Here is a 15,256-nt window from a genome sequence, read left to right on the forward strand (position 1 = left end):
AGAAATCCGCCCCGTCACCGGAGTAACGGGGCGGATCCAGGCGGAAGTTGAACAATCGGGACGGGTTTTCCCGAAACGACCTGTCAGTCGTTGCCGTTTCCGGGCGACGGAGTCGTCTTCTGAATCTGAAGCAGGAACTCCGCGTTCGACTTCGTCTTCTTCATTTTGTCCAGCAGCAACTCGATGGCCTGCTGCTGGTCGAGTGCGTGCAGCACCCGGCGCAGCTTCCAGACCACGGCCAGCTCGTCGCTGCCGAGCAGGATCTCTTCCTTACGGGTGGAGGACGCGTCGACGTCCACCGCCGGGAAGATGCGCTTGTCCGAGAGTTTCCTGTCGAGCTTGAGCTCCATGTTGCCGGTGCCCTTGAACTCCTCGAAGATCACCTCGTCCATGCGCGAGCCGGTCTCGACGAGCGCGGTGGCCAGGATGGTCAGCGAGCCGCCGTCCTCGATGTTGCGCGCCGCGCCGAAGAAGCGCTTCGGCGGGTAGAGCGCGGTCGAGTCGACACCACCGGACAGGATGCGTCCGGAGGCCGGGGCCGCGAGGTTGTACGCGCGGCCCAGGCGGGTGATGGAGTCCAGCAGGACGACCACGTCGTGACCCAGCTCCACGAGGCGCTTGGCGCGCTCGATGGCCAGCTCGGCGACGGTGGTGTGGTCCTCGGCGGGGCGGTCGAAGGTCGAGGAGATGACCTCGCCCTTCACCGACCGCTGCATGTCGGTGACCTCTTCCGGACGCTCGTCGACGAGGACGACCATCAGGTGGCACTCGGGGCTGTTGACCGTGATCGCGTTGGCGATGGCCTGGAGGATCATGGTCTTGCCGGTCTTCGGCGGGGCCACGATCAGACCGCGCTGGCCCTTGCCGATCGGTGCGACGAGGTCGATGATCCGCGTCGTCAGCACACCCGGGTCGGTCTCCAGCCGGAGGCGGTCCTGCGGGTAGAGCGGGGTGAGCTTCTGGAACTCCGGCCGCCCGCGGCCCGATTCGGCCGCCATGCCGTTCGCCGAGTCCAGCCGCACCAGCGCGTTGAACTTCTCGCGGCGCTCGCCGTCCTTGGGCTGGCGCACCGCGCCGGTGACGTGGTCGCCCTTGCGCAGGCCGTTCTTACGGACCTGGGCGAGTGACACGTACACGTCGTTCGGGCCCGGCAGATAGCCGGAGGTCCGGATGAACGCGTAGTTGTCGAGGATGTCGAGGATGCCCGCGACGGGGATCAGCACGTCGTCGTCGGCGACCTGCGGCTCGCCGCCGCCACCGAACTCCTCGCGGCCACGGCGCCCGCGCCTGTCGCGGTACCGGCCGCGCCGGCCGCGCCGGCCGCCCGCCTCGTCGTCGAAGTCGTCCTGCGGCCCGTTGCCCTGGTTCTGACCGCCGCCCTGGCCCTGGCGCTGCTGGCGCTGGCCGCCGGTCTGCTGGCCGCCACCGCCCTGCTGGTCGTCGCCCTTGCCACGGCGCTCACGCTGGCGGCTCTGCCGGTCACCGCGCTCCCCGCGGTCCCTGTCCCCGCGCTCGCCCCGCTGACCGCGCTCCTGGCGGTCGCCGCGGCGTCCGTCGGCGTCGGACTGGGCGGAGGCGGAGACGGCGGCCTCGGCCCTGGCGTCCGGGCGCTCGTCCACGACGGTGTCGGTGCCCGACTCGGCGCGGCTCTCGGTCTTGGTGTCCGGGCTGCCCGCCTGCGCGGTGGCCCGGCGCCGACGGCGCTCGCCCGCGGGCTGGTCGTCGCTGGCCGGCTGGCCCGGGATGTCGATCTGCGCGTCGGCCTTCTCGGCCTTCTCGGCCGGGGCCGGGGCGGCGGCCGTGTCGGCCGCCTTGCCCGCGGGGGCGTCGGCGGCCGGGGCCGCGTCGCCCGTACGGGCCTTGGAGGTGGCGCGCCGCTTGGGCTTCGCCTCGGCGTCGCCGCCGGCGGTCTCGGCGCTCTTCGGGGCGGACGAACCGCCGCCCTGCGCCTCCTTGATGACCTCGATCAACTGGCTCTTGCGCATCCGCGCGGTGCCCCTGATGCCGAGGCCGGACGCGACCTGCTGCAACTCGGCCAGGACCATGCCGTCGAGGCCGGTGCCGGAGCGGCGGCGCCGTGAGGTGGTGCCAGTGGCAGCACCTTCGGCGGGCGCGGTCGTGTCGACGCTGTTGTCGGCAGTCACGCCCATCAGATCGGTGGTGTCGCTCACGAAGGGTCCTTCCCTGGAGCGGACGTCGGCCTTCTGGCTCGGCGACCGGTTGTGCTGTCCGACCGCGGGTTGTGATCGTGTCGATCACCGGCCGCAGCCGGGGCGATGGTCCCGCCGGGTACGGCGGAAGACTTGCGTACGTGCAATGGGTCCGGCCCGAGGTCCCCCTGCTCGGCCCACTCCTGGACATAGCGAGGGGTGTCGTGCCGGTTCCGGGGCGTGCTCAGAACTGCTCAGGCAGGCTGCTCAGGCAGTTGGGGAGGCTCCCGGAAGAATGGTGGTCCCGAATGGGGACGCGAAGCACCGAGCCACAAAGACTTCGGGTGCAGACTTGAGGTTAACACTACCGGCTCCAACAAACATTCCCCCTCTCACTCACCGGCAATCCACCGTCACTGAGGACCCAGCGGCAGAACACTCGCCCCCGTGGCGTCGAGGCCGAGCCTGTGCGCCGCCCAGCCATCGCCGGCCAGCTGTACGACTTTGTCGGCCGCACTGTCCTCGGTCAGCGCCAGGACCGTGGGTCCGGCGCCGGAGATGACCGCGGGGACGCCGTCGGCCCGCAGTCGGTGCACGAGCTCCACGCTCCCCGGCATCGCGGGAGCGCGGTATTCCTGGTGGAGCCGGTCGTCGGTGGCCGCGAACAGCAGGTCGGAACGCCTGGTCAGGGCCTGTACGAGCAGGGCCGCGCGGCCCGCGTTGAAACTCGCGTCCACATGGGGGACGGAGCGCGGGAGCAGCCCGCGGGCGGTCTCGGTCAGGACGGGCCGGTCGGGCACGAACACCACGGGAACCACGGAGTCGGCGACCTCCATCCGGATGGCCCGCGCCGCGCTTCCGTCGGTCCAGGCGAGGGTGAATCCGCCGAGCAGACAGGCCGCCACATTGTCCGGGTGGCCCTCGATCTCGGTGGCGAGCTCCAGCAGCGCCGTGTCGTCGAGTCTGGCGTCGCCGCCTATCGTCACGGCGCGCGCGGCGACGATCCCGGCGCAGATCGCGGCGGAGGACGAGCCCAGGCCGCGGCCGTGCGGGATGCGGTTGGCGCAGACGACCTCCAGGCCGCGCGGCTGGCCGCCGAGCAGGTCGAACGCGGTGCGCAGGGACCGTACGAGCAGGTGGTTCTCGTCGCGGGGCAGTGTCCCGGCGCCCTCGCCGGCGATGTCGACGTGCAGGCCGGCGTCGGCGACGCGTACGACCACGTCGTCGTAGAGCCCCAACGACAGGCCGAAGGCGTCGAATCCCGGCCCGAGGTTGGCGCTGGTGGCGGGGACGCGCACCCGTACGGCGGCGGCGCGGAAAGCTGGACCGGCCATCGCTTAGACGACTCTCCTTGTGTGACTGCGAGGAAGGCTGAACGGGAGACGAGGCTGCGAGACCACGGGGTTTCGGCGAGAAACGGAAACACCCGACGGCCACGAGGGCAACAACACCACGGCATATGCGGCGGGGCGGGTCGGGTACAGCCTATCGAAGGAAGGTTCTGTCGCGACATAGGGCGCACAGGAGGCGCACGATGCGTGTCGCGTGGCTTCCTGTGCGCCTATGCAGGGTCTTGGTGTGCTTTGTGCGTGCCCCGTAAGGCCCGTGCGGGCTGCGACGGGGGCGCACCAGGGTTGTCCGGCGGATCGGCGGACGGCGGATCTTCGCGGACAGGGCCTGGTCCTACGCGAGTCCGAGACGCTCCGCCGCCGTCACCGCGTCCACCGGCACCGTGACCGGCTGGGGCGCTCCCGCGACCGCCCAGTCCGGGTCCTTGAGCCCGTTCCCGGTGACGGTGCAGACGATCCGCTGCCCGGGATCGACCTTGCCGTCCTCCGCCGCCTTGAGCAGACCCGCGACGGACGCGGCCGACGCGGGCTCGACGAAAACGCCCTCCTGCGCGGCCAACAGCCGGTAGGCGCGCAGGATCTGTCGGTCCGTCACCTCGTCAATGAAGCCGCCCGACTCGTCCCTGGCGGCGAGCGCCTGCCGCCAGGACGCGGGGTTGCCGATACGGATCGCGGTGGCCACGGTGTGCGGGTCCTTCACGACCTCGCCGCGCACGATCGGCGCCGAACCGGACGCCTGGAAGCCCCACATGCGCGGAGTACGGGTCGCGGGGCCGTCGGCCGCGTACTCCGTGTAGCCCTTCCAGTACGCCGTGATGTTGCCCGCGTTGCCGACGGGCAGCACATGGATGTCGGGGGCGTCGCCGAGTGCGTCCACGATCTCGAACGCCGCGGTCTTCTGGCCCTCGATACGGGACGGATTGACCGAATTGACCAGCGCCACCGGGTAGTTGTCGGACAGCCCGCGCGCCAGTGTCAGACAGTCGTCGAAGTTCCCGTCGACCTGGAGGATCTTCGCGCCGTGCACCAGCGCCTGGCCCATCTTGCCCAGCGCGATCTTGCCCTGCGGCACCAGGACCGCGCAGACCATGCCGGCCCGTACCGCGTACGCGGCGGCCGAGGCCGAGGTGTTGCCGGTGGAGGCGCAGATGACGGCCTGGGCGCCCGCCTCCTTGGCGTGCGTGATGGCCAGCGTCATGCCGCGGTCCTTGAACGACCCGGTCGGGTTGGCGCCCTCGACCTTGAGGTGCACCTCGCAGCCCGTGACTTCGGAGAGGACCTGGGCGGGGACCAGCGGCGTACCGCCCTCGCGGAGCGTGACCACCGCCGTCGTGCCGGTGACCGGCAGCCGGTCCCGGTACTCCTCGATGATGCCGCGCCACTGGTGGGTGCCATTGCTCGTCATGGGTCCCTTACTCCCCTTCAACACGCATGATGCTGGCGACACCGCGCACGGTGTCGAGCTTGCGCAGCGCCTCGACGGTCCCCGAGAGGGCGGCGTCGGGCGCGCGGTGGGTGACGACGACGAGGGATGCCTCGCCGCCCAGTCCTTCACTGTCCAGCCGGCCCTGCTGGCGCACGGTGTCGATCGACACGTCGTGCTCGGCGAAGACGGTGGCGACCTGGGCCAGTACACCCGGTTTGTCGGCCACGTCGAGGCTGATGTGGTAGCGGGTCACGACCTCGCCCATCGAGCTCACCGGCAGCCGCGTGTACGCGGATTCGCCGGGGCCAGTCGATCCGCCGATCTTGTTGCGGCAGACCGCGACGAGGTCGCCGAGCACGGCGGAGGCGGTGGGCGGGCCGCCCGCGCCGGGGCCGTAGAACATCAGCCGGCCGGCCGCCTCGGCCTCCACGAAGACCGCGTTGTAGGCCTCGCGCACGGAGGCGAGCGGGTGGCTCAGCGGGATCATCGCCGGGTGTACGCGGGCGGTGACCGACCTGCCGTCGGCGGCGCGCTCACAGATGGCGAGGAGCTTGACGGTGCAGCCCATGCGCCGCGCGGAGGCGATGTCGGCGGAGGTGACCTCGGTCAGCCCCTCGCGGTGGACGTCGTCCAGGCGTACGCGGGTGTGGAAGGCGATCCCGGCGAGGATCGCGGCCTTCGCCGCGGCGTCGAAGCCCTCGACGTCGGCGGTCGGGTCGGCCTCCGCGTAACCGAGCGCCGTCGCCTCGTCCAGCGCCTCCGAGTAGCCGGCACCCGAGGAATCCATCCGGTCGAGGATGAAGTTCGTGGTGCCGTTCACGATGCCGAGTACGCGGTTGACCTTGTCGCCCGCGAGGGATTCCCGCAGGGGCCGCAGCAGCGGGATGGCGCCGGCGACGGCGGCCTCGTAATAGAGGTCCCTGCCGTGTTTCTCGGCCGCCGCGAAGAGCGTCGCGCCGTCCTCGGCGAGCAGCGCCTTGTTGGCCGAGACGACGGAAGCGCCGTGCTCGAAGGCGGTGGTGATCAGTGTGCGGGCGGGCTCGATGCCGCCGATGACCTCGACCACGACGTCGATGTCGCCGCGTTTGACCAGCGCCGTCGCGTCCGTGGTGATCAGCGCGGGGTCTATGCCCTCGCGCACCTTGGAGGGACGGCGGACGGCGACCCCGGCGAGTTCCAGGGGCGCGCCGATCCGCGCGGCCAGATCGTCGGCGTGCGTCGCCATGATGCGCGCCACCTCTGAGCCGACGACCCCACAGCCCAGCAGCGCCACCTTCAGCGGACGCGTACGCATCATGCGACCTCGATTCCCTCTCACAGCGATGTGGACCAGTCTCACGCACCGGACGGAAGTTTCTCCCCTCCGTCCGTCATACGAGACATCAATCTCTGCTAACCGACATCGAGCCGCAGGAGATCCTCCTCCGTCTCGCGCCGGACGATCACCCGCGCCCCGCCGTCCCTGACCGCGACGACCGGCGGGCGCAGCGCGTGGTTGTAGTTGCTCGCCATGGAGCGGCAGTACGCCCCGGTGGCAGGGACCGCGATCAGGTCCCCCGGCGCCAGGTCGGCGGGCAGGAACGCGTCGCGTACGACGATGTCACCGCTCTCGCAGTGCTTGCCGACGACCCTCGACAGCATCGGCTCGGCGTCGGAGCGGCGGGAGACGAGCGCGACGCTGTACTCGGCGTCGTACAGCGCGGTGCGGATGTTGTCCGACATACCGCCGTCGACGCTCACGTACGTCCGCAGCCCGTCCAGCGGCTTGATGGTGCCGACCTCGTAGAGCGTGAAGGCCGTCGGGCCCACGATCGCGCGGCCGGGCTCGACCGAGATCCGGGGGGTGCGGAGGCCGGCGGACTCACACTCACGGGTGACGATCGCGGTGAGGGACTTGGCGATCTCGTGGGGCTCGCGCGGGTCGTCGTCGGGGGTGTACGCGATGCCGAGACCGCCGCCGAGGTCGATCTCGGGGAGTTCGACGCCGTGCTCGTCGCGGATCTCGGCCAGCAGCCCGACGACACGGCGCGCGGAGACCTCGAAGCCGGCCATGTCGAAGATCTGCGAGCCGATGTGCGAGTGGATGCCGATGAGTTCGATGCCGTCGAGCCGCAGCGCCCGGCGGACGGCCTCGGCCGCCTGGCCGTCGGCGAGCGCGATGCCGAACTTCTGGTCCTCGTGGGCGGTGGCGATGAACTCGTGCGTGTGTGCCTCGACGCCGACCGTGACCCGGATCTGCACGGGCTGGACCCGGCCCAGGCTCTTGGCGATGTGCGCGACGCGCACCATCTCCTGGAACGAGTCGAGGACGATGCGCCCGACGCCCGCGGCGACGGCGCGCTCGATCTCGTGCACGGACTTGTTGTTGCCGTGCAGCGCGATGCGCTCGGGGGGCATACCCGCGTCGAGCGCGGTGGCCAGCTCGCCGCCGGAGCAGACGTCGAGGTTGAGCCCCTCCTCCTTGAGCCAGTGGACGACGGCGCGGGACAGGAAGGCCTTGCCCGCGTAGAAGACGTCGGCGTCCTTGCCGAAGGCGTCGGTCCATGCGCGGCAGCGGGCCCGGAAGTCGGCCTCGTCGAGGAAGTACGCGGGGGTGCCGAACTCCTCGGCGAGGCGGGTCACCGGCAGCCCGGCGACGGTGGCGACACCGTCCTCGTCGCGCCGGACCGTGCGCGACCAGATCTTGTCGTCCAGCGTGTTGAGGTCGGCGGGCGGCGGGGAGTAGTGGCCCTCGGTGTGCACGTCGCCGTAGCGGGGGCCGGCGGGGTGGGCGGAACGGCTCATCGTCTTGCTGCTCTCTTGGTTACGTCGGATGCGGCCGACTCGGCGGACGGCATCAGAGGTGTGCGGGCGCGTCGACGCCGAGGAGGGTGAGGCCACCGGCCAGCACCGTCCCGGCGGCTTCGGCGAGTGCGAGCCGGGACCGGTGGGCGGCCGAGGGTTTCTCGTCGCCGGCGGGCAGCGGGCGGCAGGTCTCCTGGAAGTGCAGGAACGCCTCCGCGGTGCGTTCGAGATGGCGGGCGACCCGGTCGGGGGCGCGCAGGCGGGCGGCGGCGGCGAGCACGCCGGGGTGGTCGCCGATGCTGTCGAGAAGGGCGCGGGCCGCCGGTTCGACGGCCTCCGCCCTGGGGCGTGTCCGGGAAGTAGCGTCGTCCGCCCATGGGGCGGGGCCCACGGCGTCTGGTGCGTGCGATCGCACGGCGGAGGATCGCTCTCGTACTGGACGTACTTGAGCGACTCCGACAACACCGCGAGCGCGCGTGCCAGACGCCGTGGGCCAGACGGGACTTTCCGGACACGACCCAGCGCCGTCCCCCGGGATGCCGAGGGCCGCGGCGTTACGGACGAGGGCGCGGGTACGGGCGTGGGCGTACCGCACCGTGAACAGGGGGTTGCTCTCGTGCTGTACGAGAAGTCCGTCGCCGGTCGCGGGCCGGTCGTGGGCGGCGGGCCGCAGCAGGCCCCAGCGGGCGGCGTCGGGCCCGAGGCGGGCGAAGAGGTCCCCCGCGAGGGCGGCGGGCACGGGCCGTACCGACAGCCGCTCCGTGGCGTCGGCGCCGGTGCGGGCGTCGGCGCCCTGCGCGCGCAGCAGCCGCAGGACGGTCTCCGTCTGGACGGCGGCGCGCAGTTCCGCGGCGGGGGCGAGGACCACGGTGGTGCCGGCGAGGGCGTCCCCGTGTCCGTAACGGATTCCGGCGTCGAGGACGGCGCGGACGAGGGCGGTGCGGCCGGCGGGGGCGAGCGTGAAGTTGAGGAAGCCCGGTCCGGTGATGTCGACGCGGGAGAGCCCCTGCGTGCGGCGCAGGATCTCGGTGCGGAGGATCTCCGCGACGTCGTGGGGGCTGCGCCGGGCGGGGCCCGCGAGCCGTAGCGCCACGGAGGTCGCGTAGTCGCCGCTGCCGCCGGGCCCGGGGCGCCCGACCTGGACGCTCGTAGGTACGGGCCCGGCCAGTACACCCTCGTCGACCGCGCGGCGCACGGCGTGCAGCACGGTTCGGGAGAGGTCGGCGGGTGTCACGGCACAAGCGTATGGGAGGAGGGGGGCGTCTTCGCGAACCGGTTTCGCGATACGGGCGGCTGCCCGGGTGCCCCGGGTCTCCAAGACGGCGCCGCAGCAGGCCCCGGCGGGCGGCGTCGGGCCCGAGGCGGGCGAAGAGGTCCCCCGCGAGGGCGGCGGGCACGGGCCGTACCGACAGCCGCTCCGTGGCGTCGGCGCCGGTGCGGGCGTCGGCGCCCTGCGCGCGCAGCAGCCGCAGGACGGTCTCCGTCTGGACGGCGGCGCGCGGTTCCGCGGCGGGGGCGTACGTCAGCCGCGTGCGCTTCGGGGCGTGCTCCCCGCACGCCCGACTTCATGCCTGCCGTCCAACGACGGCGGGTCCTCCCGGCGCACCAGCCGGCGGACGACCCTCACGAGCTCGCTCGGCTCGAACGGCTTGGCGAGGAAGGCGTCCACGCCCGCGGCGATCCCGGTCTCCACCTCGTACCGCGTGCAGGCGCTGATGATCGCGACGGGCAGGTGCGAGGTCATCGGATCGGCCCGCAGCCGGGCGGCGGTGCGGATCCCGTCGAGGCGCGGCATGACGACGTCGAGGGTGATCACATCGGGCCTTACCTGGTGGACGACATCCAGACACTCGGCACCATCGGCCGCGGTCACGACCTCGAAGCCCTCCAGCTCCAGGTTGACCCTGATCAACTGCCGGATGACCCTGTTGTCATCGACAACGAGTACTCGGCCTGACATGCCTGACACAATCCGAGAGTAGGGCGGGCTCCCGGGCCGCGTCCGGGTTTTCCCCACTTCTCCCCTCGGGTGGGGGACGCGCGGCGTGGGGCAGGTCCCGGCACTCACCACGCCAAATACCTGTTCACGACGACCCCATGAGGGCTGGTAGGGTTTCACCTGTCGCCAAGGTCCACGGCGACACGCCCCCGTAGCTCAGGGGATAGAGCATCGGCCTCCGGAGCCGGGTGCGCAGGTTCGAATCCTGCCGGGGGCACCGTGGTTCAGGTGCCGTGAAGACCCTCTGATCAGGCGAGAAGCCAGATCGGAGGGTCTTTCTTCATGTCCGGCGACAGTGTGTGGTCCGTACTGCCTGGAGCCGGTCGATGAGGGCCGGCGCGGGCCGCTGCCGAGGGCGTGATGCTCCGGCGGGATGCCACGACCGCGTCGGTCGGATGTGGTCCGTCGAGCGGACGCGTTTCGTCGAGCGAACGTATGCCGCGGGGGTCCGCCGCCCGCCCCGCGAGATCACCCCTCGCGATCCGCCCTCCTCCGCTTCGTGCCGGCTCCCCTGCCGCGCGTCACCGGCCGGCCCTCTCGCCTTCATCGCGTCGACACCGTCCCGTCGCGGGGTCCGAACGCCCAGCGTTGTCACCGTATGACCCTCGGTGAGGCTTTGGGCGGACTCCTCAAACTCCGCCGGATGTAACGTGACTTCCGTCACTCCACACTTCGGCCAGATCCGGCCTCAGGTCCAACACCGCTTCTCCACGCGATCTCCTCGCGAACGGACGGTTCCGGAAGCCGGGCGCATGGGTCGTAATCCCGCCATGGCCGATTACGGACAGACCTTACGGGCCAGTGGAAACACCGCCCCGGACGGCCCCCTTCCCCTTCCCTCCGCGACGCCCGAGACGGCCCCCTTCACCCCGCGGATCCCCCGTCCAGCCCGCCAACTCGCGGCATCCTGGCGCCATATGATCGCTGCGACTTGTCCCGTGGCGACCGAAATGCCGCCCCCTGGAGGCCAATTCAAGCCCCCGTGATCTTTCTTGTTCCGCGAACTCATTCCGGAAGTCCGCACTCCAGTCAAGTCGCCACGCCGAAGCGCGGTACGGGACATTCCGGTGGCCGTGCGGCAGAAGGGCACCAGAGGGCGGTGGGCTGCGGCGGGGGGTGGGGAGTTGAAACGATTCGACGATTCCGCTTACGCGCACGAGGGCGTCTTCTGCCCTGTTTTTCGGCCGAGTTGGATCGTTCGTGGCCGCTTGGGCACCGTCATTTTTCGCGGATGAACGCGTCCGTAACGAGGTGCTACAGCATAGGATCAAGCCGCGCCACGGGGGCCTCGCCAGTCCCTTCCGTAACGTTGCACACGATCTACTCGCGATCCCCACCGACACCCCCCAACCCGTTAATAGGTATCTGCGTGTCACCGATACTCAGCACCGGTTCCGGCGATGGAGCCGCGCAGTGAAAATCAATCGTCGCCTTGTCCTGCTGGTCACCGTGCCTCTCGTAGTGGCCGTCACCTTCGCGGTGCTGGCCCTCGCTCCCGCGACCCAACAGGCGCTCCAGGCCAACCGGCTCACTGCCATGGTCGATGTCGCCTCGTCCGTAAGCGAGTTGACCCACCATCTGCAACGTGAGCGAGCGTCCGCGACCGCACTGGTCTCCACTCAAGGAGATACGGACGCGTTCCGCAAAAGTTCCAACGCGACGGACAAGAGTGTCGCCAAATTCCGTTCTCAGCGCGACAGCCTGTCGTCCGTACCGGGCAACGCGCAGCGCGCTCTGGACCGTATCGACCAATTCATCGAGGAATTGCCCTCCCTGCGCGCCCAGGTGCGCTCCGGAGGAAGCACTGTCACCGCGCTGACCTTCGGCTACCGGATCGTGATCGCCGACCTCATCGACTACCGCGACGGAATCGCGCAGGCCGACGGCGTGGACTCCGACGTGGCCGACCAGATCCGTGCCGCCGCCGCGCTGTCGCGGGCCTCCGAGCACATCGGCCAGCAGCAGGTCGCGGTGATGAGGGCGCAGGCCACGGGTGGCTTCACCCAGGCGTCCAAGCGCACCTTCGACGCCACCCGGCTCGGTTACACCGAGGCGACCGGCGTGCTCTTCGACCTGGGCCCGCAGCAGTGGCGGACCTGGCTGGAGCGCACACTCTCGGGCCCGAAGGCCCTGGAGGCCCGGCGACTTGAGGACGAGGTGAGCCGCACAGCGGCGGACCAGGAACTCACCGTCAAGCCGGAGGAGTGGCAGAAGGCGTCGACCGACCGGCTGGATCTGCTGCGGTCGGTCGAGAGCCGTATCGACAGCTCCGTGCTCAACACGGTCACCGAGACGCGCACCGCGCTCGCCTGGCTGGCCGGGGGCGAGGTGACGCTGGTGCTGCTCACGCTCATCAGCGCCGTCGTCGTCGCCGTCCGGCTCGGCCGAGTGATGATCCGCCGCCTGCGGGATCTGCGCAACGCCGCACACGAGGTGGCCCACACGGGTCTGCCGCGGGTGATGACCGACCTGTCCCAGCCCGGGGCACTCAGCGGTGCCACACCCGAGCAGGTCGCCGAACGGTCCGGCAACCCGGTGAAGACCACGGGTCTGGACGAGATCGGCGAGGTCGGTGAGGCGTTCAACGCCGTTCACCACGAGGCCGTCCGACTGGCCGCCCAACAGGCCCACATCCACGAGCAGTTCGCCGAGACACTGGTCGGTGTCGCCCGCAGGGGCGCCCAGTTGACCACCGTCATGGTGTCCGAGCTCGACGCGGTGCAGCGCGACGAGGCCGACCCCGAGCGCATGAAGATCCTGTTCGCGCTCGACCACCTCGCCATCCGCATGGAGCGCAACACCAACAACCTGCTGGTGCTGGGCGGTTACGGCCACGGCCGGGTGCGGTCCGCGGACATCTCCTGCTCGACGGTGATCGTGGCCGCCGCGCAGCAGATCGAACGCTTCGACCGGGTCTCCCTCGGTGTCATCGAGTCCGGCATCGGCATCGCGGCGCGCGTGGTCCACGACGTCGCGCACATCCTGGCCGAGCTCCTCGACAACGCGACGCGCTTCTCGCCCCCGGACAAGCAGGTCGGGGTCGCGGTCTGGCGGCTCTGGGACCGGGCGGTCGTACAGATAGTCGACGAGGGCGTGGGCATCACCGCCGAGCGGCGCGCCACTCTCAACAAGGGTCTGCTGGAGCCGAAGTCGGGCATCGGCGACGTGCGTTCCATGGGTCTGCACGTGGTGGCACGGCTCGCCGCCCGGCACGGCATCGTCGTCGAACTGCGCGACTCCTCGGGACCCGGCACGATCGCCGAGGTCACTCTCCCGGCCAATGTGCTGGCACCGGCTCCGAAGGAGACGGCGCCGCCCGTGCAGGGCGGGCCCGGGGAGCGTCCCGGTGTGCAGTACGAGGCACCGCGCCCGATCACCGCGCCCGGAAACGTCGGCCGCAGGAAGACCGCCGGCGCGGGCGACTACAGCCCGGCCGGTGCCGTGGCCGCCGGGGCCAACGGATCCCAGGGATCCAACGGGTCGACCGACCCGCGGGGTACGGGGAGTTCGCGGAGCGACGCCAAGGGCAATCCCCGGGGCGACGAGCGCGAGCGCGCCAACAAGCCTGCCCAGCACCCCGTCCACGCTGAGCCGGTTCCCCGGATCGCCGGAGTCAGTTCCTCTGGACTTCCGCTGCGGCAGCGCAACACGCCTCAGCAGTGGCCCAAGCTGGGCAAGCGCGACGGCGCCGACCAGCGATCCGGTGCGGCGCCCAAACCACCCCGCCGCCGGGACTCCCGACAAGTCTCTGACGTCCTCGCGGCCTACGCACAGGGGATCAACAGGAGCACGAGCAACCGCGGGCGCTCCGCCACTGACGACGACACCCAACGGAGCAAAAAATGACGACCTCACCCACCGACCTCAGCTGGATCCTGAGCGGCTTCGCCGGACGTATTCCGGAGGTCACACAGGCGATAGCCGTGTCCGTGGACGGACTGGCGCTGGCCTACACCGGGGTGGAGCGCGACGACGCCGACCGGTTGGCCGCCATCGCATCGGGAATCGTCAACCTGCTCTCCGCAGCTGCCCAGTTGACCGACACCGACCCCGTCGAGCACAGCCTGACCGCCATGGAGGGCGGCTACATGTTCTCGATGGCCGTATCGAGCGGCGCGTCCCTGCTGGTGACGACCACCAGGGACGCGGACATCGGCGAGGTCAGCTACATGATGTCCGAACTGATCAACCAGGTCGGCGATTCCCTGACTCCTCAGGTACGCGGCGACGTGAACGTCCAGCCCTCGCGCTGACGTCCGGGTCGTCCAAGCTCCAACGTCCGGTTCCTTTGCCGTACGTGCTTCTCCCGCCCGTTTTTCATTCCTCCCGATGAGAGCCCTCAATGTTCTTCGACATAACCCTCCCGCGAGGCCGCCGCAGAGTCCGGCCGGTCGGCGCAGCCGCCATCGCACTCGGTCTGGCAGCCGTCACCGGGTGCAGCAGCGACAGCGGCGCCGGCGACGACACAGTGAAGATCGGCCTGGTGGCGTCGCTGTCAGGTACGTACGAGCCGGTGGGCACGGAGCTGCGCAAGGGCTTCGAGCTGTACCTGGCCACCCATGACAACAAGCTGGGCGGCCGGAAGGCCGAGCTGGTCGTGGCCGACGAGGGTGACGGTCCGCCCACCGCGGTCCCCGCGGCCACCAAGCTGATCAAGAAGGACAAGGTCGACGCGCTGACCGGTCTCGTCGGTGGTGGTTCGGTCAACGCGGTGCTGCCGCTGATCGACCAGGCGAAGATCCCGCTGCTCGGGTCGAACGCCCGCCCGCCGGTCAAGGACATGAAGTACGTCTGGACGACGAGCTTCCTCTCCGACGAGCCCGGCAAGGCCATCGCCCCGTACATCAAGGAGAAGGTGGACGGCCCGGTCTACGCGATCGGCCCCGACTACCAGGGTGGCTACGACGAACTGCGCGGTTTCACCGACGAGTTCAAGAAGATCGGCGGCAAGCTCGCCAACCCCGACGGCGAGACCAAGTGGACGCCGTTCCCGAAGACCACCAACTTCATGCCGTACTTCGCCGACATCGCGAAGACGGACGCGAAGGCGGTCTACTGCTTCTACGCCGGTAAGGCCGCGATCGACTTCGCCAAGCAGTACGCGCAGTCCGACGTCGCCGACCTGCCGCTCTACACGGCCTTCGTCACCGAGGGCAGCGTGCTCCAGGCGCAGGGCGACGCGGCGAAGGACGTCTACTCGGTCCTGAACTACGCGGCCGACCTCGACAACGAGGCCAACCGTAAGTTCGCCGCCGACTGGACGGCCAAGCACGACACCCAGCCGACGACCTACGCGATGGCCTCGTACGACGCGGCCGCCGTGCTGGACCAGGCGATCGCCGACGCCGCCGAGAAGGGCGAGGTGACGCCGGAGACCATCAACACCGCCATCGGCGGTCTCGGCCAGATCGACAGCCCGCGCGGCGCCTGGGAGTTCGGCGAGAAGGCGCACTCGCCGGTGCAGCAGTGGTACCTGCGCCAGGTGCGCAAGGACGGTGACCAGCTGGCCAACGTCATGGTCCAGGACCTGGCGACGCTCGGCAGCTGA

At 70.5% G+C, this 15,256-nt stretch carries 10 protein-coding genes and 1 tRNA gene; 4 read left to right on the top strand and 7 right to left on the bottom strand.

Annotated elements, in window-relative coordinates; all coding sequences use genetic code 11:
• Nucleotides 1-83: 83 nt before the first annotated feature.
• The 7 genes from rho to ACFWV8_RS04540 form a co-directional block, all read right to left on the bottom strand.
• Nucleotides 84-2,171: a transcription termination factor Rho gene (rho, locus tag ACFWV8_RS04510; RefSeq protein WP_384197907.1), complete on the bottom strand. Its 2,088-nt coding sequence runs from the start codon at nt 2,169-2,171 to the stop codon at nt 84-86.
• A gap of 392 nt (nt 2,172-2,563) precedes the next feature.
• On the bottom strand, nt 2,564-3,484 hold the full coding sequence (gene thrB / locus ACFWV8_RS04515; protein WP_384197909.1) for a homoserine kinase: 921 nt from the start codon (nt 3,482-3,484) through the stop codon (nt 2,564-2,566).
• A gap of 349 nt (nt 3,485-3,833) precedes the next feature.
• Complete coding sequence (gene thrC, locus ACFWV8_RS04520; protein WP_384197911.1) at nt 3,834-4,904, bottom strand: threonine synthase; 1,071 nt, start codon at nt 4,902-4,904, stop codon at nt 3,834-3,836.
• Nucleotides 4,905-4,911: 7 nt separating this feature from the next.
• Nucleotides 4,912-6,222, bottom strand: a complete 1,311-nt coding sequence (locus ACFWV8_RS04525) for a homoserine dehydrogenase (RefSeq protein ID WP_384197913.1) — start codon at nt 6,220-6,222, stop codon at nt 4,912-4,914.
• Between the two features lie 95 nt (nt 6,223-6,317).
• Nucleotides 6,318-7,709 carry a diaminopimelate decarboxylase gene (gene lysA / locus ACFWV8_RS04530; protein WP_329381560.1) on the bottom strand — a complete coding sequence of 464 codons (1,392 nt, stop codon included), beginning with the start codon at nt 7,707-7,709 and terminating at the stop codon, nt 6,318-6,320.
• Nucleotides 7,710-7,761: 52 nt separating this feature from the next.
• Nucleotides 7,762-8,943: an ArgS-related anticodon-binding protein NrtL gene (gene nrtL, locus ACFWV8_RS04535; RefSeq protein WP_384197914.1), complete on the bottom strand. Its 1,182-nt coding sequence runs from the start codon at nt 8,941-8,943 to the stop codon at nt 7,762-7,764.
• Nucleotides 8,944-9,231: 288 nt separating this feature from the next.
• Entirely contained in the window at nt 9,232-9,669 is a 438-nt protein-coding gene (locus ACFWV8_RS04540) for a response regulator (RefSeq protein ID WP_384197916.1), read from the bottom strand.
• Nucleotides 9,670-9,853: 184 nt separating this feature from the next.
• Between ACFWV8_RS04540 and ACFWV8_RS04545 the strand changes: the two genes are divergently transcribed.
• The 4 genes from ACFWV8_RS04545 to ACFWV8_RS04560 all read left to right on the top strand — a co-directional run bounded on the left by ACFWV8_RS04545 (nt 9,854) and on the right by ACFWV8_RS04560 (nt 15,256).
• A tRNA-Arg gene (locus ACFWV8_RS04545) sits at nt 9,854-9,925 on the top strand.
• A gap of 1,196 nt (nt 9,926-11,121) precedes the next feature.
• Nucleotides 11,122-13,554: a nitrate- and nitrite sensing domain-containing protein gene (locus ACFWV8_RS04550; RefSeq protein WP_384197918.1), complete on the top strand. Its 2,433-nt coding sequence runs from the start codon at nt 11,122-11,124 to the stop codon at nt 13,552-13,554.
• On the top strand, nt 13,551-13,961 hold the full coding sequence (locus ACFWV8_RS04555) for a roadblock/LC7 domain-containing protein (RefSeq protein ID WP_384197919.1): 411 nt from the start codon (nt 13,551-13,553) through the stop codon (nt 13,959-13,961). The genes ACFWV8_RS04550 and ACFWV8_RS04555 overlap by 4 nt, the downstream gene beginning before the upstream one ends.
• Before the next feature lie 89 nt (nt 13,962-14,050).
• Nucleotides 14,051-15,256: an ABC transporter substrate-binding protein gene (locus tag ACFWV8_RS04560; protein ID WP_384197921.1), complete on the top strand. Its 1,206-nt coding sequence runs from the start codon at nt 14,051-14,053 to the stop codon at nt 15,254-15,256.

Source organism: Streptomyces sp. NPDC058665 (assembly GCF_042714995.1).
Lineage (GTDB): Bacteria > Actinomycetota > Actinomycetes > Streptomycetales > Streptomycetaceae > Streptomyces.

What these genes read in the sequence shown, in the direction of transcription:
- thrB (WP_384197909.1), bottom strand. Translation starts at nt 3,484, where the DNA reads ATGGCCGGTCCAGCTTTCCGCGCCGCCGCCGTACGGGTGCGCGTCCCC.
- ACFWV8_RS04525 (WP_384197913.1), bottom strand. Translation starts at nt 6,222, where the DNA reads ATGATGCGTACGCGTCCGCTGAAGGTGGCGCTGCTGGGCTGTGGGGTC.
- thrC (WP_384197911.1), bottom strand. Translation starts at nt 4,904, where the DNA reads ATGACGAGCAATGGCACCCACCAGTGGCGCGGCATCATCGAGGAGTAC.
- ACFWV8_RS04560 (WP_384197921.1), top strand. Translation starts at nt 14,051, where the DNA reads ATGTTCTTCGACATAACCCTCCCGCGAGGCCGCCGCAGAGTCCGGCCG.
- ACFWV8_RS04540 (WP_384197916.1), bottom strand. Translation starts at nt 9,669, where the DNA reads ATGTCAGGCCGAGTACTCGTTGTCGATGACAACAGGGTCATCCGGCAG.
- lysA (WP_329381560.1), bottom strand. Translation starts at nt 7,709, where the DNA reads ATGAGCCGTTCCGCCCACCCCGCCGGCCCCCGCTACGGCGACGTGCAC.
- ACFWV8_RS04555 (WP_384197919.1), top strand. Translation starts at nt 13,551, where the DNA reads ATGACGACCTCACCCACCGACCTCAGCTGGATCCTGAGCGGCTTCGCC.